The sequence below is a fragment of the Shewanella sp. 125m-7 genome (assembly GCF_052977045.1).
The window spans coordinates 1-22,341 of sequence record NZ_JBRILQ010000060.1; the positions used below are offsets into that span (position 1 = coordinate 1).

Genomic DNA, 22,341 nt, shown 5'->3' on the forward strand with positions numbered 1-22,341 from the left:
CAGAGTCTAAACCAGAGTCTAAACCAGAGTCTAAACCAGAGTCTAAACCAGAGTCTAAACCAGAGTCTAAACCAGAGCCAGAAGCAGAGCCTAAACCAGAGTCTAAACCAGAGCCAGAACCAGAGCCTGAAGCAATCACTCAGACTGCCGACTTATCATGGGCAAATCCTAAGCTGGTTAACGCGAATGGGGATTACGCTGCTGCAAGTGATGCATCAGATAAGCATCTTGTGTTGGCGGGTATGATTGCCGAGTGTTATAAGCAACGTAAGCAAAGCGAGTATGTGCAATATGGTGCAGGTTTGTCTCAAGACTATCTTGAGGTGTTTGCCGCTTACGTTAAAGGCCTTAAAGCTAACAACCCTGATGCCGAAGTCAAAGGCATTGCTATGATGCATTTGTCGACGTTACTTAATGATAACGGCGAGTTCGATAGCGCGATTTCAATCTGTAAAACCGCAATAGAGTACGGTCTAACCGATGGTACGGTGACCGGTTTTGAAGGGCGAATTACTCGTATTGAGAAAGCTAAGCTAAAAGCCCGTAAATAGCGTTTAACTGCTGTAGCCAAAGTATCTTCAAGTTGTTTGGCTATAAAACCAATGAATCACTAATCAAGCGGTGTAGAATAACCCTATTGGTTAGTCAAAAGGCGAACTCCTGACTTACATTCAGGGCTTCGCCTTTTTATTTATTACGCTAGCCTTGGATTAGAATTAGCTTGATGAGGAGGTGTTACATGAATTTACGTTCGTTATGTCTGTTAGGTGCCGTTTCAGTGGGCTTAATCGCTTGTACTCAATCACCTGAGTGGACGCTGTTGTATTATCCCGACAGCCAGGCTCAAGTAAGTGTTGAGCAGTCTGGTGAGTTTATCACTGGTTATTATGAAACGATTGAGCAATGCCATGCCAAAGGCAAGGGGCTTATTCGTTTAAGTGGTGATAGCGATGGCCATTATGTATGTGGTTATCAGTGCGAAGCTGAAGGAGCATCATTGAGCTGTCAAAACGTGATCTCTCCAGAGGAGTAATATGCAGCTAAAACAAGATTTTTTTGAGCAATTACCAGAGTTCTATTCGCAGGTTTATCCGTTAGGCATAAGCAATCCTAGCTGGCTTGCGTGGAGCCAAGATGCTGCGGATCTCATTGGCGTAAAGCAGCCCTCTGATGACTTGTTACAAGGTCTGTCTGGCAATGCTCAAGTTGAAGGGGCTAGCTATTACGCACAAGTTTATAGTGGTCACCAGTTTGGTGGTTACTCGCCTCAGCTTGGTGATGGCCGCTCAATTATTCTTGGTGAAGCGATAGGTCCTCAAGGCTGTTGGGATGTGGCTTTAAAAGGCGGTGGCCCCACGCCTTATTCCCGTCATGGTGACGGCCGTGCAGTGATGCGCTCTGCCGTACGTGAATTTTTGATTTCTGAAGCCTTACATCATCTACATATTCCAACAACACGTGCATTAGCCGTCATCGGTTCTGACTTGCCTGTATGGCGGGAAACCCAAGAGACTGCGGCTATCACGGTACGTTTAGCTAAGAGCCATATTCGTTTCGGACATTTTGAGTTTTTTTGCCATAGCCAGCGCGGCGCGCCAGAGAAGCTGAAGCGATTGCTAGATTTTACCATTAAACAGCATTACCCAGACTTAAGTTGTGATGCTGCTGGTTACAAGGCGTGGTTCGCACGAGTGGTTGCCGATACCGCTAAAATGATAGCCCACTGGCAAGCGATAGGCTTTGCTCATGGGGTGATGAACACTGATAATATGTCGATACTGGGTGACAGTTTTGACTTTGGCCCGTTTGCCTTCTTAGATACCTTTAAAGAAGACTTTATCTGTAATCACTCCGATCCAGAGGGGCGTTATGCTTTTGGTCAACAACCCGGGGTCGGCCTGTGGAATTTGCAGCGTTTGGCGCAGGCGTTAGCGCCTATTATTGCATCGGACGATCTCATTGCCGCACTGAATCAATATCAAGTGGAGTTGGTTAAGCATTATTTAATATTAATGCGGGCTAAATTAGGTCTAACAGCCGTTGAGCCAGGGATTGAAGCTGCGCCTGATGCTGCAGTTGAAACCGCTGCGGAGCAAGATAGCCATGATCTTGAACTCATTGGTGGCTTCACGATGCTGATGGAACGCAACCATTTAGACCATACCAACACCTGGCGTCGATTGGGTCAGTTAGATCCTAACTCGAGTCACTCGGCTTTACGGGATGATGTTGTCGATCTTGATGGTTTTGATACTTGGTATCAGGCTTATCAAGCACGTCTTGGCAATATTGATGATGTAGAGCAATGGCAGAGTGCACGTAATCGAGTCAATCCTAAATATATTTTACGTAACTATCTTGCTCAAGAGGCGATCATTGCGGTTGAACAGGGCGACTTGCAGCCGTTACATGATCTGCAGAAGGTGCTAGAAAGACCGTTCGATGAGCAGTTGCAATTTGACGACTTGGCGAAGCGACCCCCCGATTGGGGCCAAGGCTTAATCATGTCATGCAGTAGCTAATGCCAATTGATATAACATAATAAGAATAATGAGGCTGTAATGAAATTAAAGGCGATTAAACTAGATAGAGACACCTTAAGCCTATCGGTGCAGGCTGATATCGATTTTGAACAGTTTGAGTTGTTCGCCGAGCCTTTTGCTAACGCCATTGATTGCCGGATTGTTGAGAGACAATGGGGGGCAGATCGCCATCAGTGGTTACTGGAGTTTGAAGGAACTCATCTGCAGTTACATTATGAATTTTATGGCGATATCTGTTGGCTATCGACAGATAGAGAAGATGAATATGAAGTCTTGGTTTACCTTGCCGAGTTAATGAAGCCTTACCTGCAATAAACAGCGCAGGATAAGCAAAAATGAATTTTAGAGCTTGAAGGTCGAACAGCAGAGCTGTAGACCTTCGCAATTGAGCATAATGATATGAATATACAGCCTCCTCAAGCACCAACGGAGCAAGGGGCCGATTCGGCTTTCCATTATCAGGCGCTAACGCCGGATTTAATCTTAACGGCGATTGAAACCTTAGGGATCTATCCTGAAACGGGTCTTTTAGCGTTAAACAGCTACGAGAATCGGGTGTATCAGTTCCGTTGTGATAGAGGCCTGCGTTATGTGGTTAAGTTTTATCGCCCAGAACGTTGGAGCGATGCGCAAATTCAGGAAGAGCATGACTTCTCTGCAGCGCTTGCTGAGCATGAGGTACCTATTGCTACGCCGGTGATTATTGATGGTAAGTCACTGCATGAATACCAAGGGTTTCGCTTTGCGCTGTTTCCATCAATTGGCGGGCGTGCATTTGAGGTTGATAACCTTGACCAGTTAGAACAGGTGGGGCGTTTTATTGGCCGTATTCACCAATACTCAAAGCAGGCTGACTTTAAATACCGCGATGTGATGTCACCAAAGTTACTGGGTGAAGAGTCACTGAGTTGGCTTAAAGCGTCAGGGCATATTCCTGCTAGCTTGGAACTGCCCTATTTTACTGTCGTTGAGCAGATCTTAGAAAAAGCCTCGGCATTGTGGTTACCAGAGAGCTATCGCTCGATACGACTGCATGGCGATCTGCATCCGAGCAACATATTGTGGACGCCAGATGGCCCAGGCTTTGTCGATCTCGATGACGCCAAGATGGGACCTGCTGTGCAAGATCTCTGGATGATGCTTGCCGGGGATAGACCGCAGCAATTATTGCAGCTTGAGGTATTACTAGAAGGCTACGAAGAGTTTTGTGAATTTGATAGTCGTGAGTTACAGCTGATAGAGCCCTTACGTGCTATGCGTATGCTGCACTATAACGCATGGCTCAGCCGACGCTGGGGCGATCCTGCTTTTCCGATGAACTTCCCCTGGTTTGCGGAAGGTAAATATTGGGAACAGCAGATTTTAGCCTTTAAAGAGCAGCTGGCTGTACTCAATGAGCCACCGCTCAGTTTAATTCCACAATATTGATTTTAAACGATGGTTACTCGTATTTTGTAACAGAAAAATGAACTTTTGCGCTTGAGGTCGACTCCAAAGCACATTATGTTATGCCTAAATAATTAGCGTGATGCTGCGTAAGCATCAAAAGGAATCAAGATGAAAAAAGCTTTATTGGTCGCATTTGCACTATTGATGGCACCCATGGCAGCGATGGCAGCTCAGTACGAAGAGGGTGTGCATTACACGGTAATTAACGAAGGTCCTGGCACGGCTAAGCCTGAAATTGCGGAGTTCTTTTCTTTTTACTGCCCACATTGCTATACCTTCGCTAAAGAGCAGGTGCCGAAGATTAAAGCAACTTTGCCAGAAGGTGTTACCTTCAAGCAAAACCACGTTGAGTTTATCGGTCGTGAGATGGGCGTAGAGATGTCACGTGCTTTCGCTATCGCACATCAGCTAAAGATTGAAGAGAAAATCGAGCAAGCCCTTTTCTCAGCGATTCAAGATAAGAAGCAAAACTTCACTAATCTTGATGATATCAAAGCCGTTTTTGTTGTTAACGGTGTCGAGCCTAAAGCATTTGATGCGGCGGCCAAATCATTTATGGTAAACGCACAGATGTCTAAGATGAAGCGTGATACAGAAAATGCCAAAATCGCAGGCGTACCCGCATTGGTTGTTAACGGTAAATACCGTGTTGAAACCGGTGCAATCAAGTCTTACCAAGAGCTACTTGATATCGCCTACTACTTAGCGACGCAAAAGTAATTTACGACGCTAGATAAAAAAGGAGCCAATAGGCTCCTTTTTTTGTGTCTGGAACACTTATGCCAAGGCCCATGGATGGATAGCCTTGGTAGTTGTACATGGAAGTACTTATCCCTGAACGCAGGGATTGCGTAGGAAGGGATTTGTGTCTGGCATCTTGCAATAGAGAGTTATGCCAAGGCCCATGGATGGATAGCCTTGGTAGTTGTACATGGAAGTACTTATCCCTGCACGCAGGGATTGCGTAGGAAGGGATTTGTGTCTGGCGATCTTTTCATAGAGAGTTATGCGCTCTTTCTTGTAGATTGCCATGGATGGATAGCCTAGGTAGTTGTACATGGAAGTACTTATCCCTGAACGCAGGGATTGCGTAGGAAGGGATTTGTGTCTGGCCATCTTTTCATAGAGAGTTATGCGCTCTTTATTTAAGAACGACAGGGTGGAAAACCCTGTTTGCCGCTTTCTTTGCTCTATGCGTACTGTATTTCTCTTTAACTTTTTCTAATTCTTCACCAAATCATAGACATAAAAAAACCGCACTTCCTGGTCGCAAGAAGTACGGCTATGGAGCTATAAGCTCAACGTTACCCTGAGTAACCGTTAAACGTTAACAGGATGTCAAAAAACTGGCAAGTGACAATTTAGCGTAACAGTATATTTCTGGTGTTCTTTATCATCTTGATAGTTTTAGTAAATTTTTTCTCGTAACATTTTCACTTAAATTATTACAAATAAATCCTCAAATAAATGCAACTCTCACGGTAAAATGCCTGTCCAATTAAAAAATAAATAACAACAAACTAAAGTTGTGGGGAGGTCTTGTGAGAGTTTTTCCTGTCTATGCACCAAAAATTATCGTAAAACATGCGCGCATTTTTTTGACCGGAGTTATCTGGGTGAAAGACTTAGGTCGATTAGAATTTGATAAAGGAAGGTTTTTATTACCAAGAAAAAGCCTGCCTAAAGTTAAGCAGGCTATTTTAGAGCTCAATGAATTGATTGAGACTCAAAATAACGTCATGCAGACAACGGCATGACGTTAGGAATTAGTTTATTTCTTCGTTGAGCAGACCAACTAGGCCAGTCACTTTCTCGTTCCAAGAGTTAAGCTCTTGCTGTAACTGTTGGTTTTGCTCAGACAAGCCAGTGCTTGTTTGCTTCTCTTCTTCAAGCTCCATTTTTAGTAGCTCGATAGTTTCAAGTGCTGCTTGGATTTTTGTTTCCAATTTCGATAATAGTTCAAGGCTCATGGCGAGTCCCTTTGATAGCGAGATGATAGCTCCGATTCTAGCAGCGACGTGGCATTGGTGAATAGTTAATTATGCTAAGTGGAGAAAAAATCTTCAATAAAATTGTTAAAAACGTTTTTTTTTTGCACTTGTTATTAAGTCGTTAGTATTCTTCTATTTATTTCCTCTTGGATCGTGGCAATGACCAGCAATTTCCTGATACTTATTCCACTGCTATTAACCCTTAGTTTGGCTCTCATTCTGCGCAGAACCTTAGTTGCCTTAGGTGTTGGAGTCGTATCTGGCGCACTTATTTTATCTGGGTTTAACTTGCCTGAAACTGCGATATATATGGCCGACAAGGCTTGGAGCCAGTTTTATCGTGATGGTCATTGGCAGGCTTGGCATTTAAATGTCCTTGCCGCCATGGTGTTACTCGGGATGATGACACAACTGCTCTCTCGTGGAGGAGCGGTTAAGCTGTTTGCCGATTGGCTGTATCACCGGATTAAAAGTGGTCGTCAAGCGCGAGTTGGTGTTGTGTTGCTCGGATGGGTGGTATTTATTGATGGCATATTTAGCTGCTTAGCCGTAGGCCATGTTTGTCAGCCGTTAAGTCAGAGATACAGGATGCCTCGTGAGCAGATTGCTTACCTCGTGGACTCCAATGCATCGCCTTTATGTGCTTTACTGCCTTTTTCTAGCTGGGGGCCTTATGTGATGGCAATTTTGGCCAGCATCACCTTACTGCCACTCACTCCGTTAGAATCATTTATTGAAATAGCCAAAATGAATTTTTACGCCATTACGGTGATCTTGCTGTCTTTGCTTATCGCTTGGTTTGGTATTGGGTTTAACTCTGAAACTCATTCTACTGAGTTAGAAGCGAGTGCGGATGTCGATGCTGGAAGTCCCTGGTCATTGGGTTTACCTATGGCGACCTTATTACTGGCATCAATAGGATTAACCTTATATTCGGGCGCCAGCAATGCACAGGGTTCGAGCTTAAGCGATTGGATCACGGCGGCTGATATTGGCGCTGCCATGCGTAATGCCTGTTTAATCGCAACCTTGTTAGCGCTATTCATGTTGAAATTGAATGGCCGCAGTATCACGCAATTGCTCGAAGATCTGGGCTCTGGTGTGCGCGCGATGAGTTTCGCCATCTCAATCTTGCTATTTACTTGGATGATAGGTGCGGTGATTGTCGATTTAGGGGTTGCCAAATTACTTGCCACTTGGGCAGAGCAGTTCTTATCGGCGCAGATGTTAGTGGCTGGCACCTTTTTACTGTGTGCGATTATGGCTTTCACTACAGGTTCAAGTTGGGGAACGTTTGCCATTATGATCCCGATTGGCGCGGAGGTGGCATTAACGGTTGAGCCTACTCTTTTACTACCAGCGTTAAGCGCAGTTATGGCAGGGTCAGTATTTGGCGATCATTGCTCACCCATTTCAGACACCAGCGTAATTAGTGCGCTGAGTTCGGGCTGTGATCCTCATGCCCATGTGATGACTCAATTGCCTTTTGCCATTATTGCAGGGATAAGCTCATTGGTTGGCTTTCAGTTAGTTAATCTTGAAATCGCAACAGCATGGAGCTGGTTAGCCGTTATTATTGTCGCAGTCTCTATGCTGGTGGCATATCAAAAGTTACACCAAAGTGAGCGAGTTGCGATTATTTAGTCGCAGCAAGTTTTATCGGTTATAGCACATAGCATAAGGCCGCCAACTCAGTGAGTTGGCGGCCTTATTGTGTTAACAGAGCTGCTTATACTGTTGGGTATTAGAAGCGGTAGTCAACAGCCATATATAGTTGCTGGCTATCATTTAGAGAAGCGGATTCAGTAGAGGCAATGTTCATTGGCGTAGGTGTTGGTGACGTTACGCTAGCATCGTAATCTTGCTTCAGGTAACGGTAGCCAACTTCTGCGCTTAGTTGGTCATTAATCTTATACATTAGACCGGTTTGACCACCCCAGACGAAGCGGTTATCTGAGCTAACTGCATTTGTTTCAGGGCTGATGTGGTTAACACCGGCTGTTGCACCAATAAACCAGTTCAGTTTATTGCTGTCACCTAGGCCCACTAAGTAGTCATAAGACATTAAAAAGCTTTGCTGACGGCTAAAGTCATCTGAATTATAAGAGTAAGTACCGTATATGCGGTTAGCATCGTTTAAGTAAACACCGGCTCTTGCTTCATAAATGACATTATTTTCGGTTTCTTTAAAGTGTTCAGCGTTAAAACCAGGGTCTACGTTTGCTTGGCTAGAACCTTTGTAAGAGTTTTGCTGGGCGCCAACACCGCCACCTATGAACCAGTCTGCAGCCATAGTCGGTGCCGAAATTGCAGTTGCCATTACAGACGCTAAGATAAGTGATTTAGTTTTCATGTTGTGCTCCCACACTAGGTAAAATTGTTTAGGTGTTGCGTTTTGTTGGACACATCATAGGGGAGGCTAGCTGAATAATAACTGAATGATATTAGCAAAGGTTGTTGTTGAGTGTTTTGATATATAGAAACTGAACGCAGCCTGTTAAGCTGTTGAAAATAATTAATTAGCTAATTTGTACTATATAAATAAGTCGAAGTCTTTTGTCATCTAATGGCAAGTTAAACCTTATCGAGGTCACAATGGAATTGGTCTTTGTTCATGGATGGAGCGTTACTAATACAGACACTTACGCACAGTTGCCCCAAGCGTTAGTTAAGCTGCTGGCGGATGATATTAATCTCACTATTCGCCATGTTCATCTAGGGCGTTACATCAGCTTCGATGATGAAGTTCGCTTAACGGATATCGCCAAAGCGTTCAATGATGCGCGAATTGAATTGCTTAACGACAAGCCGTTTGCAGTCATCACTCACTCTACAGGGGCCCCAGTTATACGTCAGTGGCTACAGATGTTCTTCAGCGGTAACAAGCTTGCCAGTTGTCCTCTTACCCATTTGATTATGTTAGCGCCGGCCAACCATGGCTCAGCCCTTGCTCAGCTAGGGAAATCACGGGTGGGGCGTATCAAAAGCTTTTTCTTTGGCGTAGAGCCGGGGCAGCAGATCTTAGATTGGTTGGAGCTAGGCAGTAATGGTCAGCATCAATTGAATTTGCACTGGCTGGAAAATTATAGCCTCGAAGGTCCGCTGCCATTTGTGTTAACGGGCGACACTATCGATGCTGAGTTTTATGATTACCTCAATAGTTATACTGCAGAAAAAGGCTCTGATGGCGTGGTCCGTGTCGCCTCCGCTAACCTCAATTTTAGTCATTTACAGTTAGAGCAAACAGCGCAAACCTGCGATGGATTTGACACTCGCTGTGTCGCCAAACTTAAGTTGATTAAGCATGCTCAGCCTAAGCAGCATACTGCTTTTGAAGTGATAAAAGGCGTAAGCCATAGCGGCAGTAAGAAGGGCATTATGGGCTCGGTAAGCCGCCGTAATGCAAATACAAAGCCCGTGGTTCAGCGCATCAAGCAATGTTTAATGGTGACTAATCAGCTGCAGTATCAACAACTAGCAGATGAGATGCAGCAGTCAACCTTGTCAGTTAAGCGTAGCGTGCGTGCCGGTATGCTGGTGGTGCGAGTGATCGATGATAGCGGCTTGCCTGTAGAGGATTTCGATATCATCTTACTATCAGGATCGGACTTTTTACCGGGCAACTTTAAACGGGGTTTTATGCTTGATAAGCAGAAAAACCATAATAATAACCATGTGCTGACTCTCTATATCGACGCCGATAAAGTGGCTAAAGTGAATGATGGCAAGATAGGCATTAGGGTCGAGCCAAGGCCCAATAATGGCATGTGTTATTACCGCAGCGTTGAATTTCATTCCGATCCTGACCAAGTACAAAACCTGCTAAAGGCTGACCAAACCACCATGGTTGATATCATATTAAAGCGCCAGATCAGCCCAAATACATTTACCTTAGTTGATCCTGACCAAGGTGGAAATTTTTCTCATTTAGTGGATGATTAACCATTATTTTCACTAATGATGAGCTAAAAAAAATTCAGATTAGTTTTTAGTTAGTTAACACGTTATGATCTATTTATGTTTTGAGTATTTACTCTAAAGCTGAGTGTTAACAAAGATGGTTTCAGATTGAATTCAGCTTGATGGGTAATAATTAATCTACGTTATTTATCTCCTGCCAACGCGTTCAGCGATAAACCCTCTTTAGATTCTTAACATCGACAATTTAATTTTCAGGTAAGGTTCAATCTATACATGCTTAAAATTACTACTATTTTGACAGCACTATCGGTGCTGTTTTTTGTTTCTCCTGCTTTATCTCAGTCAATTGAGCGCGAACCGTTAGAGGCGCGCTACGACCGAACATTCCCTATCTGGGCACAAGAGGCGATGGATTTAGGTCATGAGTTGCCTAAGCCTTACGGCTTTTCAGTCAATTACATGACGATGGATCAACCCTTGATCGTTGATTCTGTTGCTTTTAGTGGTTTAGGTGGTTTAGACGACATGCTCAGTATCAAGGGCAGTGAAGCGGTGCAAGATTCAGAAACCCTGACCTTGAGAGGCGATGTTTGGGTGCTACCATTTTTGAATCTTTATGGCGTGATAGGCCACACCAAAGGCAGCAGTGTGGCAAACGTTCAGTTAGAGGCCGATTGGTCTTCACTGTTACCGCCTTGGATGTGCACCGTCAGTCCGTGTAATGCTACTAGCCCAGCTTTTGATTTTGTCTTGGACTTTAAAGGCACCACCTATGGCGTAGGCGGAACATTAGTCGGTGGTATCGACAACTGGTTTGCTTTGCTGGATGTCAATTACACCAACACCAACTTGAATATTCTTGATGGTGAGATCAGCAGTATTGTGGTGTCTCCTCGCGCGGGTTATCGCACCAGCTACAACAACCATGATATCCAAATCTGGGTCGGCGCCATGTATCAAAACGTAGAGCAAACATTCAGTGGTTATTTACGTGATATCGGCCTTCCCCTTGGCGATGCCAAATTTGAGGTTAACCAGCATCTTGAAGATAAGTGGAACGGCTTGATTGGTGGTCAGGTTGGCTTGACTAAGAACGTTGATTTACTAATGGAATTTGGTATCGGTACCCGTAGTAGCTTCATGATGAGCTTAGGCTATCGCTTCTAAGCGACGTTATTGTTAAGAGCTTTTTGTTCTACGAGTTGAAACATATGTTGGGGTAAGAGTATGCGCACGATCTATATATTGCTGTTGACGTTATTGATTGGTGGCTGCTCAGCCGTTGATATGATTGATTCTCGTGAGAAAAAACAGCTACAAACGGCTGGCTTTGAGCAAAGTAAAATGATGCTCAAAGAGGGCGGTGAGCTCAATTATTGGCAGGCCGGTGAGGGTAAAACCATACTGTTAATCCATGGTTTTGGCGGTACTGCGGTCACCAGCTGGCAGCAGGTAATGCTCGATCTCAGTAGTGATTATCGAGTCATTGCTCCTGATCTTGCTTGGTTTGGTGAGTCAGTGAGTCAAGGGGCGCCTAGCCTTGCGACCCAGACCAAGGCTGTGATGCAGCTTATTAGCAAGTTACAACTTGATAAGGTTAATGTGGTTGGCATCTCCTACGGTGGCTTTGTGACGTTCGATTTGATGATCAACGAACCTAAGGTCGATAAAGCCATATTGCTGGCAAGTCCAGGAGTGTTGTTTTCTGACAGTGACTTATCGCAGATGAATCAGCGTTTTGACGTTAGCGATCCTCGCGATATTTTTGTGCCAGAAACGCCAAAGCAGATGCGACGCTTGCTCGATGCGACTTTTGTTGATTTCCCTTGGTATCCCGGCTTCATCGATACGAGTATTTATGACAAATACTTTGCACGTCATCTAGATGAGAAACGCGCGCTTATCGAGGGACTGCCCGCAGATAGAGATCGAATAGCTGCCAATATAGCCGTCGACTCGCTACCTCCCAGTGTGCTGATTTGGGGCGAGAATGACAAAGTCTTCCCGCTTAGTTCTGGTATCGAATTAGCTGACTACTTAAGTGCCCCGATAGTGGTGATCCCAGAGGGCGCCCATGGGTTCAGTAATGATTACCCCGAGATTGTCAGTCAAACCATTAAGGCATTTGTACAATGATGAGTCGTTTGTTTACCCGGGGCACAGTGAGTGCCGTCGCCATTTTTGTCCTTGGCGCATGTAGCAGCAGCGACTGGCAAGTACGCGCGCTGCCCAGTGATATTGCAATCGAGGCGGCATTAGACAGTGAGCCAGACTTAAACCTATTGCATGCGATAGAGCTGCAAGAGCTGCCTTTAGTGCGCATTCCTGAGGCGGTGCGTCCTTGCTGCGCCTTTGGTAATGCGCAAAAGGTGACTGTAGGCCCTATACCGGTCCCTTTTTTTCGCTACGCCAATACCTTAGCCGTCGATAAAGTAGGCCCACACGCCTATGAGGCGGGTACTTTTAGTTATCAAAAAGATGCCCCCAATGGTAGCCGTGGTACTGAAAACAATGGCCAGATGTATACGCTGCAAGGCGGCTTTATTGATTTGGCCCATGTACGCGACACGGCTGACAATGCTATCGCGCTGTTTTACCGCATCTATCCAAAACTTGGGCAGCAGCAAAGCATTACGCTACCTGATGAGATTGGTCCTAGAACGATTGAGCTAAGCGAGTTTGATATTGCTCAGTTGAGTCCGCGTCAGCGTTGGGAAACCGCTGGGGCAATAGCGGTGAGACTGGCTTACTTTATGGCCGAAGCCCATGAGGTTGCTCAGTGGCATGGTTATCGTAGCTGGGCGCCTTGGTCTGAAACGGTATCGGCCTACTCGCCAGAAGATCTCTACTCCAATATGCTTGGGGCTAAAATTGCTTTAGCGCTGATTAATAATAATCTAGCGATGAATAAAGAGCTGTATAACCAGCATATGACTCAATGGTTAGCGGCAACGCTTAATTGGCTTGATCCGGTTTCGATTAAGCAAACCAATGCGCTATTTGATGTGATTGATGGCCACTGGTGGGACTCACAGCAGCCATTACCGAGTAAGTTTATGCTGCTAAAACGTCATTATAAATTAGGCGATCAGCAGTCGCCTTTCTTAGTGCCTAAATCGTTGGCTGAGCCCCATGCTAAATGGAGTGAGGTTGAGGAGTTGTTTGCGTCCGAGCATCAAGCACACAACTTATCATTAAGCCGCACCGTTCACGGTATTGATATTGATAAGGTTGCGCAGCAAAAGCTAATGGTTGCCGATAAGTTCAAACACAGCTTTGAGCATATTCCTGTAAAGCTTTGGCAAGACGGTTTTACTCAAGCTGATTTCTACCAAATTAGTCAATATAACCAAGCGCAAGATGAGATAGAGCTGCGCCAGCATCAACAGCTAGATGATGCCAGTGAGACCGTTGCCCCAGAGGAGCCTAAATGAAGCTAAATCACTTGAGCAAGGGTCGATTTCGCCGCTTGAATAAAATCTTACTGATGAGCAGAACCTCTGCTCTGGCGGCCTTTTTGGCTTGCATCAGCACGCCAGCGTGGGCTGAAGAGGCTGTTAATGACCTAGCTGCGGATGAAGTTGCAGGGAATGAAGCGACTGTCGTCAATGAGGGCGAAGCTGATGAAAAAGCGTCGCAAGGTTGGCTAGAGGATTTCTTGCAAACACTGGGTGCAGACGGTGAATTTGATCCAGATAAACTGATCGATTTTAGTTATCTGCCGGGACCTTTTTATAATCCTGAGATGGACTTAGGGGTTGGGATCTCAGCGGTAGGTTTGTATCAGTATGATCCCGATGACGAAGTCAGCCAGCTGTCATCGTTAGTGATCAATGGTCTTGCCTCAACTAATGGTGCATTAGGTGTGGCGGTTGCTAACAAGACCTTTATCAATCAAGACCAGCAGCGTTTTTACCTGAACGCTGAAGTCTTCGATGCGCCGGATGTTTTTTACGGTGTGGGTTATGACACTAATCATCAAGAGATTAATCGAGTAGAGTTTAACCAGCGGATTATCTCGATTAACCCTATGCTGCTGCAGCGGATGAGCCCGACGAGCTTTGTGGGTGTAGGCTTTGACTTTAGCTACGCCGATGCCAGTAAAATTAACTTGTTAGACTCAGATGTCGATACCGAGATTCTTGATGAAAGTTCACGCAGTGTTGGTGTTAACTTGTTACTTAATCATGACAGTCGAGACAATGTATTAAACCCGCAATCGGGGCGTATTTTAGAAATTGATGCCACCTTTTATCGTCAGTATTTAGGCAGTAAAACAGATTTTGATGTCTACAACGCCTTGTATAGCGAATACATGCAGACCGGTCGTGATGAAGATATTTTGGCTTGGCAGGTTCGCGGGCGCTTCACCAGCGGCGATGTGCCATGGGATCAATTGTCTAAGGCGGGAGGTGGCGACCTGCTTCGCGGTTATACATCGGGGCGTTACCGTGATAAACAGATGTTGATGACGCAAGTGGAATATCGGCTTAATTTACCTGGGCGTCATGGCATGGTGTTTTGGGGCGGTGCCGGTGTGATTGCTGATGACATAAGTGAATTTGATGGCAATAAAATTTTACCCAATGGCGGTATCGGCTATCGCTTCGAGGTTAAACCACGCGTGAACTTAAGGTTAGATATGGCCTGGGGTGACGGTGATACAGGCTTTTATTTTAACGTAAACGAAGCGTTTTAATCTTGTCTGCTAGGTTGAACGTAAAGATGCTAGAAAGAAAAGGGCTCGTAAGAGTTGCAGTGCATGCAGTGCCGTGGCCTGAACATCAAATGCTAGCGAAGCACCTTGGCTACGCAAAAAAGCCTGCGCCGCTTAACCCCCAATTTTAAAAGCATATAAATGCCTTGTTAAATTGAGATTTTTTTTCGTATCCGTAATATTGAAGATCTTCAAGCTAGCCCCCGTTTTGCTTGACTTTTTTATGACCACTGATAGGCTGCTCAGTCAGTAATCAAGGTGGTATACAATGCAAATAACTTATAACTTAAAACCTGCGTTAGAGCGCCGTACCGAGCAATTTAAGCCTACAAGCAACGTTGGCTTCGGTAACCTCAGAACTGACCACATGTTTTTAATGGATTATCGCGACGGTGAGTGGCGAGATCCTAGAGTCGTTCCTTATGGCCCCTTTCAAGTCGCACCGGGCGCCATTGCTCTGCATTACGGTCAGTCAGTGTTTGAAGGTGCTAAAGCCTTTCAGCACGAAGATGGCGAAATATACACCTTCCGTATCGACAAAAATGCTGAGCGTCTAAATCGCTCAGCCGACATTCTCTGTATCCCAGCATTGCCAGAGCAGATGCAGATTGATGCGATTAACGCCTTGATCGATGTGGACCGTTTGTGGTTTCCAATGCAAGAAGGCGCATGCCTTTATATCCGCCCGTTTATCTTTGCCACTGAAGATCGTTTATCGGTAAGCCCAAGTGAGCAATACACTTTTTGTGTGATGTTAAGCCCAAGCGGCCCTTACTATAGCGACGGCTTTGATAAGGCGATTCGCTTGCTGATTAGCGAGCGTTTTCACCGTGCAGTGTCTGGTGGTACTGGCGCATCAAAGGCTGCGGGTAATTATGCGGCATCACTTAAGGCGGGTAAGGCTGCGGCAGAATATGGCGCAGCGCAGGTATTGTACTTGGATGCTAACAATAAGCAGATTGAAGAAGTGGGCGCGATGAACCACTTCCACGTGCTTAAAGACGGCAGCATTATTATCCCTAAATTTACCGACACTATCTTAAAGTCGATTACCTCACAATCTATTCTCGATTTGGGCGAGTTACTGGGCTGCGGCGTACGCCAAGAGACAGTGATGCTGGATCAATTTATTAGTGACATCGAGTCGGGTGAGATTATTGAAGCGGGGGGCTTTGGTACAGCTGCTGTCGTTTCGCCAGTAGGCTCTTATATCTTTGAAGATAACCGCATCGTCACGGTTGGAAACGGCGAAGTAGGTGAGCACACTAAGCGAATTTATAAAGTGTTAACTGAGATCCAAAAAGGCCATATTCAAGGGCCTGAAGGCTGGGTTCAGCACGTAAAGCGTGTACAAGCTTAATTGCTTCTGCGACACAATCCAAAAAAGGCCGCATGTTAAATGCGGCCTTTTTTATTGGGCTTGATACTGATCGTAAGAAGCTTAACTATTGATGGTCTTGACTCTTATGCACAATATGCTCATTAGAAGCATTATGCTTAAGCATCAATTGGTGGATCTCTTCATCTTTCCTTTCCCAAAGCCCATTGAGCCAGCGTTGAAAGTCGACGCGGTAAGCAGCTTCAGAAAAATAACGCTTATTATCCACTTCAGGCACAGGTAGTACTTTTACGCGCACGACAATCTTCTTCATGCGGCCATGCATTACTTCATATAAGGCATCTTTTTTAAATACTTCAGGGTAAAGAACCGTCACATCGAGGACATTGGTGAACTGCTCACCCATTGCCGAAAGGGCAAAGGCGATGCCGCCAGCTTTAGGGCGTAATAGATAGCGGTAGGGGGAGTCTTGGCGCGCATGCTTTTCTTCGGTGAAACGGCTGCCTTCAACATAGTTGATGATAGACGTAGGCATGGTTTTAAATTTTTCACAGGCTTTGCGAGTCGAGGCTAAATCTTTACCCTTGAGCTTAGGGTTTTTCTTTAACTTAGCTGGGCTAGTACGGCTCATAAAGGGCATATCCAGTGCCCAGCAACCCAAGCCTAAGCACGGCACATACATAAGCTCTTTTTTAAGAAAAAACTTGAGCATGGGAATATGGTTACGTAACACATAAGTTTGCGCCGCAATATCAAAACCACTGAGGTGGTTACTGATCAGTAGGTACCAACTGTTCTTATCGAGGTTCTCTAGCCCCTCGATATCCCATTCAATATCAGCAAGTAGATACAAAATGCCGCCATTACAGCTGGCCCAGGCCCACATAAAGCGATTCATGACATGGGTTAAGCCAATGCGGGCAGGGGTAAATGGCAGTAGCAGTTTAACGATGCCACCAATACTGATCAGTGATGCCCATAAAGCCGTATTAATGATCAATAACAGGGTGCTTATAAAATATAAGATAGGTGCAGGTAAAAAGTTTAACATCTTGCTCTTATGCCTCTTCTCGGGTGTTTTCTGCTTGTGCTAATTGGGCTAGTACCTGATCTTTCTGTTGCCAGATAAGGTTTAACTCTTGCTGGAATTGAATTTTAAACTGACGGTCCTTAATATAATCACCGCGCAGTTCATCGCTAATATTATTAACCGCTATATGAACTCTCACTTCTTTTACTTGGCCGCTAATGTACTCCCAGTAGGTCGGAACTTTACCGGGATAATAGATAGAAACGTCGACTAATTTGTCGATGTGTTCGCCCATCGCTGAAAGTGCAAAAGCCATTCCGCCAGCTTTAGGCTTAAGCAGGTGAGAAAAAGGTGAGTTCTGTTTATTGTGTTTACTAGGATGAAAGCGGGTGCCCTCAACAAAGTTCATTACACTGACGGGTTTATTCTTGAATTTAGCGCAAGCCTTACGAGTGATCTCGATATCTTTGCCGCGTAGTTTAGGGTTTCTCTTTAATTGTGCGGTGCTGTAGCGGCGCATAAAAGGAAAGTCGAGCGCCCACCAAGCTAGCCCAAGCACGGGCACAAAGATCAGTTCTTGTTTTAAGAAAAACTTTAAGAAGGGGATTTTACGGTTCAAAACTCGCTGTAAAATTAGGATATCTACCCAAGACTGGTGGTTAGCGATAACCATGTACCACTCTTTGGTAGACAGCTCTGTATCACCTTCAACAGTGAGCTTGATTGGATGTAACTGGTTCTCTATAACGCCATTGACGCTGATCCAAGCACTGGCACAAAAATCGAGGAAGTAGGTGCAGGCCTTGCGAGTCACAGGTAAAGGAATGAGCTTAAAAATGCTCATGATTAATATTGGAGTGACCCAAAATAGCGTGTTAATAAAATAACACAAGAAGGCAAAGCTTCCCCTAATGCGTGACACTATCGCGCCCATTAACAACCTCAAGAAAAAAATTGGAGACTTATAGTACTCGTTGTCAGGGTTGGTCTCAATCTAGATGTTAAATTTCGACGATTAACGGTGCAGTCTATTAGTGCTTAGGGGACGTTTGTGATTAATTGCCAGCATGAGTGATACCTGTTTATGAAAAATCGTCACCACTACAGGCTAAGCCCCAGCAATGCCAGGGCTTAGATTCTTATTTTAATGATTGAGAAGGTAAGCTCTGAGTTCCGTTGCGGGTAAGGCTTTTGAATAGAGCCAGCCTTGATGTAAATGAATCCCGAGCTTGTTAAGTTGCTCGGCTTGCTCCTGGGTTTCAACCCCTTCAGCGATAAGAGAAACATTCATCTCTTTAGCCATAGTGGCATACGAGCGGATCACTAATGGCTGGCTGTTTTCAGTTGAGAGTATTTTGGTGAAGGCTTTATTAATCTTTAGGCAATCGAACTCCAATTGTTGTATAAGCATACCGCCACCATAACCGACCCCCATATCATCAAGTTTAAACCGGCAGCCCAGCTGCTTGCAGCCTGCAATAAATTCATGCATTACTTGCCAACATTCAACAGGCTGACGCTCAGTTAGCTCAAAGCATAACTGATCGATCGGATGACCATTGTTAGCCAAATATTGCAGGTAGGCGAGTATATTGCCCTGCTCAATCTGCTTGGCACTGATGTTGATACTGCATCTGGCAATTTGGTTACTTCTGAGTAAAGACTTCAGTTCACTCAGTGCTGTGCTTATCATCCACTGAGTCAGGTGCTGCATAATGGAATCTTGTTCAAGTATTTTTATATAGCTGCTGGTGTCTCTGCACTCTCCGTTGGCTTTTTTCCACCTTAATAGCGTTTCTACAGCAAAGACTTGTTTGTTATCAGTATCGATAATGGGCTGATAGGCTAAGTAAAAGGCTCCATTTTTTAATGCTGAGGCGAAGCGACGGTGCCAATAAAATTTAAATATGCGTTCGCGAAACAGGTATAGCGTGCAAGCGAAAAGCGCCGCCGGGATCAGCAGTAACAGAAAAATGGTTAACCAAAGCTGGTTTCTAGCGGTTTCATTGGCAGTTAACGTATATTCAAAGTTAGAATTTTCGGCTTGATATTTGATACTGGAAAATGGATTGCAATCTGTATTACGGCTTACCCAATCATGGCCATTCACCTTGATATCGATGCCACCACAGACTTGGCAATTGGCTAAAATAGTGTTGATAGCATCAGCCGATTGTACAGGCACAAATATATGAGCAGTGCTGCTTGCCGCGCTAGCATAAATCGTTCTTTGTTTGTTAAAGGTACGGTTGTCCTCGCCATCAAACAGCGCGTGGCCGTCTATATCGCGGCTTAATAGCCGACTACCTTTAGGAACTGGCCTGCGGCCAATTGCCGAGCAGATAAGTTTTTCATCATTAAATTTAACCCAGGGAACAGGTTGGTCACTTTGTTCGAACAGCTTCTGTTTCAGCGAATCTATGGCTGCTTCAGAGCAGTGTGTTTCTCGTTCTTTATTGAGCATTGCTTGCACTGCTTTCATCTGCGTTTTTGCAGCGATCAAGCGAGTTTGATACTCATTATCCAGTTGTACGGCCACAGCGGTAAGCTGGCGAGTGAGTTGGTAATGGCTTAAACCAAGAGACGTTGCCAGCAATGCGATAAAAATGAGCCCCGCAGCAAGGGATTTCACGGCATATTGACTGTTATATTTAAATTTACGCGGCATGGCTATGATTTACTAACTATAAGAAAATATTAAATAAAAGATGATAGCCATTAGCTTGTGATTAGCTGGTAGGGATGGTGAGCAAACAGCTCGTTACTATTTTCAGCCGCGTTATACAAGGTTGCTCTTGTAGGCACTAATGCTATAAAAGCGCTGGCTAAGTAGGATCTAAGTAAATAAATGTTTGCTACTTCAATATCATCGCGTTAACGAAGCTGGCGGAATTTACTGTAATCTGCGGTTTGAATCAACTTATTTATGCCGATATTAACATGTATCTTATTTGTGCTTTTTTCAATCTATTGAATTTATCAGTCAATATCGCAGTTACTCATATCAAGCTCAAAGCAGATCATTGGTTTGGGCTCGTTGCCGTTATTTTTAATCCTTATTAAATTAATGGCTTATCATTTTTCTCTGGTAAATCTGTGGTGATTACCACAAATGAGGAGAGGTTATTGCCTCGATAATGAGGCGAGCAATCGATCCATGGCGCGATAGCCTAAGGCTTGAGCGATGTGAGAGCGGCTAACATTGGATTGTTGTTGTAAGTCGGCGATAGTACGTGCGACACGCTGTAAACGATGATAGCTGCGCACCGATAAGCCGAGTTGATTAACGCTTTGCTCTAAAAAAATCAGGTCTTTATCATCAAAGTTAGCATCTTGTTTTAGCTGTTTACCCGATAGTTCGCTGTTGAGTACGCCAGAGCGAGCGAGTTGCGTCTCGCGCGCTTGTTGTACGCGTTTAGCTATCGTGGCACTGGTTTCGGCCTGGTTGTTGTGGCTATTGAGTGCACCTAATGGCAGTTTAGGCACGTCTATGGTTAAGTCGAATCGGTCGATAAACGGCCCGGATAACTTCGACAGGTAGCGCTGGATCTGCTCATTACTGGATCTACCGTTGTCCGCGTCACCGCAAGGGCTTGGATTCATCGCAGCGATTAACTGAAATCGACTGGCAAAGGTCAACTTTGCCGCAGCTCTCGAAATACTCACCTCACCTGTCTCCATTGGTTCACGCAAACAATCGAGCACTTTTCGGGGAAACTCGGCTACTTCATCTAAGAACAGCACGCCTCTATGGGCCAAGGATATTTCGCCGGGTTTAGGCTGGGCACCGCCGCCCACCAAAGAGATTGCCGAGCAGGTATGGTGTGGGCTCCTAAAAGGACGTCGATAAAAGTTATCGGGCTTAATATTGTGCCCGGCAACCGAGTGAATCGCAGCGACCTCTAAGGCTTCGCTATAAGCTAGGCGTGGCAGTAACTGCATCATGCGGCTGGCCAACATGGTTTTACCTGTGCCAGGAGGGCCAAGCATCAGCAAATTATGGTTGCCAGCGGCGGCTATCTCTAACGCCTGTTTTGCTTGATGTTGCCCCACGACTTCGCTCATACAAGATAGCGGTTCAGTTTTATCTTGGCTCAGCCATTCAAGATTAAGGTCGATACTGGGCAGTTGTGATTGGCCGTGCAGGTAGGCGGCGAGAGATTGCAGGTGAGTAGCAAATAGCACCTTTTCAAAGCCGACAAGTTCGGCATCTTCTCGATTATCCACCGGCAGTACTAAGGTGGTGTTTTGTTTACTGGCATCGACGATGACTGGTAGCAAGCCTTGGCAATAGCGAACATGGCCAGATAGCGCCAGTTCACCGACAAACTCATGTTGTTCGATAGAGTTGAGTGGAATTTGTTTTGAGGCCGCGAGAATACCGATGGCGATAGGTAGATCGTAGCGGCCACCATGTTTTGGCAAATCTGCTGGTGCAAGGTTAACTGTGATGCGGCGCATCGGGAACTCAAACCCTGCATTAATGAGTGCGCTACGCACTCGCTCTTTCGCTTCTTTGACCGAGGCTTCGGGCAGTCCTACGAGGTTGAATGCGGGCAGTCCGTTGCTAAGGTGGACTTCGACTTGTACAGCAGGGGCTTGGACACCGTAGCTGGCACGGGTGGCGACACAGGCGATAGGCATAAACAAATCCTTTTGTTTTATGGATTGTTTTAGTTTAGCTAAAGTTTTGGGGTTTGCTCAGGCGTCACCAAAGTCCAACTTTGCTCAGGCGTCAGCAAAGTTGGACTTTGGTGAGTTAGACTTTGTCTAACAATTGTTAGTAATCAAACTTCGTTTGATAAAGGGTCGTGGTGCTTCGCTCCACATTGGTAATGCATCAGGCTGCGCCTGACCTCTAAGTTAGACTTCGTCTAACAACTAAAGTCGTGGAATTCCATCCCACAATAAGAGTACCAAGCTGCGCTTGAGCTTACGTTAGACTGCGTCTAACAATTAACATCGTGGCGCTTCGCCCACACCCGAGCCAAGGGGGAAAGCGCTTGTCCCCCTTAACAAACCCCCAGCGCCCCGACGAAGTTGTTGATCCTCATGCTTATGGATAAATTGCTAACGCTTCCGATGGGGCATCCTGCCCCGCGAAAGCTACGCCGACATCCCTGTCGGCATCACGCAATTTATTCCAACGCACTTCGGCAACTTCGATGGAGAAATGGTGTTCTCTGTATGGTTGGGTGAACCTGGTAACTGTGAGGTTATGGTTAGCAGAGTACAAAGCAGTGAAGAGTTTATTTTACTCTGACCCCAGGTTTACTTCCGATGGGGCATCCTGCCCCGCGAAAGCTACGCCGACATCCCTGTCGGCATCACGCAATTTATTCCAACGCACT

At 45.3% G+C, this 22,341-nt stretch carries 19 protein-coding genes and 1 pseudogene; 14 read left to right on the forward strand and 6 right to left on the reverse strand.

All coding sequences use genetic code 11. From position 1 onward, the window contains the following. The 7 genes and pseudogenes from ACVBIL_RS19165 to ACVBIL_RS19195 all read left to right on the forward strand — a co-directional run. Nucleotides 1–551 (forward strand): annotated as a pseudogene (locus ACVBIL_RS19165) (hypothetical protein); the annotation flags it as partial. Between the two features lie 188 nt (nucleotides 552–739). Next, nucleotides 740–1,033, forward strand: coding sequence for a hypothetical protein (locus ACVBIL_RS19170; protein WP_447168536.1), 294 nt, complete (start codon nucleotides 740–742; stop codon nucleotides 1,031–1,033). Between the two features lies 1 nt (nucleotide 1,034). Continuing rightward, complete coding sequence (locus ACVBIL_RS19175; protein WP_447168537.1) at nucleotides 1,035–2,522, forward strand: protein adenylyltransferase SelO; 1,488 nt, start codon at nucleotides 1,035–1,037, stop codon at nucleotides 2,520–2,522. 39 nt (nucleotides 2,523–2,561) lie between these two features. Beyond that, nucleotides 2,562–2,858: a DUF3630 family protein gene (locus tag ACVBIL_RS19180; protein ID WP_447168538.1), complete on the forward strand. Its 297-nt coding sequence runs from the start codon at nucleotides 2,562–2,564 to the stop codon at nucleotides 2,856–2,858. 84 nt (nucleotides 2,859–2,942) lie between these two features. Next, complete coding sequence (locus ACVBIL_RS19185) at nucleotides 2,943–3,971, forward strand: serine/threonine protein kinase (RefSeq protein ID WP_447168539.1); 1,029 nt, start codon at nucleotides 2,943–2,945, stop codon at nucleotides 3,969–3,971. Nucleotides 3,972–4,100: 129 nt separating this feature from the next. Continuing rightward, nucleotides 4,101–4,712 carry a thiol:disulfide interchange protein DsbA/DsbL gene (locus ACVBIL_RS19190; protein ID WP_447168540.1) on the forward strand — a complete coding sequence of 204 codons (612 nt, stop codon included), beginning with the start codon at nucleotides 4,101–4,103 and terminating at the stop codon, nucleotides 4,710–4,712. Nucleotides 4,713–5,533: 821 nt separating this feature from the next. Beyond that, entirely contained in the window at nucleotides 5,534–5,749 is a 216-nt protein-coding gene (locus ACVBIL_RS19195; RefSeq protein WP_447168541.1) for a DUF1107 domain-containing protein, read from the forward strand. Nucleotides 5,750–5,758: 9 nt separating this feature from the next. Here ACVBIL_RS19195 and zapB read toward each other — a convergent pair whose 3' ends face one another. Further along, nucleotides 5,759–5,962, reverse strand: a complete 204-nt coding sequence (zapB, locus tag ACVBIL_RS19200; RefSeq protein WP_447168542.1) for a cell division protein ZapB — start codon at nucleotides 5,960–5,962, stop codon at nucleotides 5,759–5,761. Nucleotides 5,963–6,142: 180 nt separating this feature from the next. On the opposite strand from zapB, the gene ACVBIL_RS19205 reads away from it, so the two are divergent. Beyond that, the gene (locus ACVBIL_RS19205; RefSeq protein ID WP_447168543.1) at nucleotides 6,143–7,627 is read left to right on the forward strand and encodes a Na+/H+ antiporter NhaC family protein; all 1,485 of its coding nucleotides are present in this window, start codon (nucleotides 6,143–6,145) and stop codon (nucleotides 7,625–7,627) included. Between the two features lie 100 nt (nucleotides 7,628–7,727). On the opposite strand, the gene ACVBIL_RS19210 is transcribed toward ACVBIL_RS19205, so the two are convergent. Further along, nucleotides 7,728–8,336 (reverse strand): outer membrane beta-barrel protein, encoded by a 609-nt coding sequence (locus ACVBIL_RS19210; protein ID WP_447168544.1) that lies wholly within the window; start codon nucleotides 8,334–8,336, stop codon nucleotides 7,728–7,730. Between the two features lie 242 nt (nucleotides 8,337–8,578). On the opposite strand from ACVBIL_RS19210, the gene ACVBIL_RS19215 reads away from it, so the two are divergent. The 6 genes from ACVBIL_RS19215 (at nucleotide 8,579) to ACVBIL_RS19240 (ending at nucleotide 15,981) form a co-directional block, all read left to right on the forward strand. Further along, the gene (locus tag ACVBIL_RS19215) at nucleotides 8,579–9,925 is read left to right on the forward strand and encodes an esterase/lipase family protein (RefSeq protein WP_447168545.1); all 1,347 of its coding nucleotides are present in this window, start codon (nucleotides 8,579–8,581) and stop codon (nucleotides 9,923–9,925) included. 252 nt (nucleotides 9,926–10,177) lie between these two features. Further along, the gene (locus tag ACVBIL_RS19220) at nucleotides 10,178–11,071 is read left to right on the forward strand and encodes a virulence protein (RefSeq protein WP_447168546.1); all 894 of its coding nucleotides are present in this window, start codon (nucleotides 10,178–10,180) and stop codon (nucleotides 11,069–11,071) included. Nucleotides 11,072–11,131: 60 nt separating this feature from the next. Then, nucleotides 11,132–12,040, forward strand: coding sequence for an alpha/beta fold hydrolase (locus ACVBIL_RS19225; RefSeq protein ID WP_447168547.1), 909 nt, complete (start codon nucleotides 11,132–11,134; stop codon nucleotides 12,038–12,040). After that, nucleotides 12,037–13,338: a DUF4056 domain-containing protein gene (locus ACVBIL_RS19230; RefSeq protein ID WP_447168548.1), complete on the forward strand. Its 1,302-nt coding sequence runs from the start codon at nucleotides 12,037–12,039 to the stop codon at nucleotides 13,336–13,338. The genes ACVBIL_RS19225 and ACVBIL_RS19230 overlap by 4 nt, the downstream gene beginning before the upstream one ends. Continuing rightward, nucleotides 13,335–14,603, forward strand: coding sequence for a BamA/TamA family outer membrane protein (locus ACVBIL_RS19235; RefSeq protein ID WP_447168549.1), 1,269 nt, complete (start codon nucleotides 13,335–13,337; stop codon nucleotides 14,601–14,603). The genes ACVBIL_RS19230 and ACVBIL_RS19235 overlap by 4 nt, the downstream gene beginning before the upstream one ends. A gap of 286 nt (nucleotides 14,604–14,889) precedes the next feature. Further along, nucleotides 14,890–15,981 (forward strand): branched-chain amino acid aminotransferase, encoded by a 1,092-nt coding sequence (locus tag ACVBIL_RS19240; RefSeq protein ID WP_447168550.1) that lies wholly within the window; start codon nucleotides 14,890–14,892, stop codon nucleotides 15,979–15,981. A gap of 85 nt (nucleotides 15,982–16,066) precedes the next feature. Here ACVBIL_RS19240 and ACVBIL_RS19245 read toward each other — a convergent pair whose 3' ends face one another. The 4 genes from ACVBIL_RS19245 to ACVBIL_RS19260 form a co-directional block, all read right to left on the reverse strand. Further along, nucleotides 16,067–17,011 (reverse strand): acyltransferase, encoded by a 945-nt coding sequence (locus tag ACVBIL_RS19245; protein ID WP_447168551.1) that lies wholly within the window; start codon nucleotides 17,009–17,011, stop codon nucleotides 16,067–16,069. 7 nt (nucleotides 17,012–17,018) lie between these two features. Beyond that, on the reverse strand, nucleotides 17,019–17,924 hold the full coding sequence (locus ACVBIL_RS19250; protein WP_447168552.1) for an acyltransferase: 906 nt from the start codon (nucleotides 17,922–17,924) through the stop codon (nucleotides 17,019–17,021). A gap of 210 nt (nucleotides 17,925–18,134) precedes the next feature. Beyond that, a complete protein-coding gene (locus ACVBIL_RS19255; protein ID WP_447168553.1) occupies nucleotides 18,135–19,658 on the reverse strand; it encodes an EAL domain-containing protein in 1,524 nt (507 codons plus the stop codon). Nucleotides 19,659–20,113: 455 nt separating this feature from the next. Further along, the gene (locus ACVBIL_RS19260; RefSeq protein WP_447168554.1) at nucleotides 20,114–21,634 is read right to left on the reverse strand and encodes a YifB family Mg chelatase-like AAA ATPase; all 1,521 of its coding nucleotides are present in this window, start codon (nucleotides 21,632–21,634) and stop codon (nucleotides 20,114–20,116) included. Nucleotides 21,635–22,341: the final 707 nt, after the last annotated feature.

Excerpts from the sequence above, each read along its gene's own strand:
- ACVBIL_RS19170 (WP_447168536.1), top strand. The coding sequence starts at position 740 with ATGAATTTACGTTCGTTATGTCTGTTAGGTGCCGTTTCAGTGGGCTTA.
- ACVBIL_RS19175 (WP_447168537.1), top strand. The coding sequence starts at position 1,035 with ATGCAGCTAAAACAAGATTTTTTTGAGCAATTACCAGAGTTCTATTCG.
- ACVBIL_RS19180 (WP_447168538.1), top strand. The coding sequence starts at position 2,562 with ATGAAATTAAAGGCGATTAAACTAGATAGAGACACCTTAAGCCTATCG.
- ACVBIL_RS19185 (WP_447168539.1), top strand. The coding sequence starts at position 2,943 with ATGAATATACAGCCTCCTCAAGCACCAACGGAGCAAGGGGCCGATTCG.
- ACVBIL_RS19190 (WP_447168540.1), top strand. The coding sequence starts at position 4,101 with ATGAAAAAAGCTTTATTGGTCGCATTTGCACTATTGATGGCACCCATG.
- zapB (WP_447168542.1), bottom strand. The coding sequence starts at position 5,962 with ATGAGCCTTGAACTATTATCGAAATTGGAAACAAAAATCCAAGCAGCA.
- ACVBIL_RS19205 (WP_447168543.1), top strand. The coding sequence starts at position 6,143 with ATGACCAGCAATTTCCTGATACTTATTCCACTGCTATTAACCCTTAGT.
- ACVBIL_RS19210 (WP_447168544.1), bottom strand. The coding sequence starts at position 8,336 with ATGAAAACTAAATCACTTATCTTAGCGTCTGTAATGGCAACTGCAATT.
- ACVBIL_RS19215 (WP_447168545.1), top strand. The coding sequence starts at position 8,579 with ATGGAATTGGTCTTTGTTCATGGATGGAGCGTTACTAATACAGACACT.
- ACVBIL_RS19220 (WP_447168546.1), top strand. The coding sequence starts at position 10,178 with ATGCTTAAAATTACTACTATTTTGACAGCACTATCGGTGCTGTTTTTT.
- ACVBIL_RS19225 (WP_447168547.1), top strand. The coding sequence starts at position 11,132 with ATGCGCACGATCTATATATTGCTGTTGACGTTATTGATTGGTGGCTGC.
- ACVBIL_RS19230 (WP_447168548.1), top strand. The coding sequence starts at position 12,037 with ATGATGAGTCGTTTGTTTACCCGGGGCACAGTGAGTGCCGTCGCCATT.
- ACVBIL_RS19235 (WP_447168549.1), top strand. The coding sequence starts at position 13,335 with ATGAAGCTAAATCACTTGAGCAAGGGTCGATTTCGCCGCTTGAATAAA.
- ACVBIL_RS19240 (WP_447168550.1), top strand. The coding sequence starts at position 14,890 with ATGCAAATAACTTATAACTTAAAACCTGCGTTAGAGCGCCGTACCGAG.
- ACVBIL_RS19245 (WP_447168551.1), bottom strand. The coding sequence starts at position 17,011 with ATGTTAAACTTTTTACCTGCACCTATCTTATATTTTATAAGCACCCTG.
- ACVBIL_RS19250 (WP_447168552.1), bottom strand. The coding sequence starts at position 17,924 with ATGGGCGCGATAGTGTCACGCATTAGGGGAAGCTTTGCCTTCTTGTGT.
- ACVBIL_RS19255 (WP_447168553.1), bottom strand. The coding sequence starts at position 19,658 with ATGCCGCGTAAATTTAAATATAACAGTCAATATGCCGTGAAATCCCTT.
- ACVBIL_RS19260 (WP_447168554.1), bottom strand. The coding sequence starts at position 21,634 with ATGCCTATCGCCTGTGTCGCCACCCGTGCCAGCTACGGTGTCCAAGCC.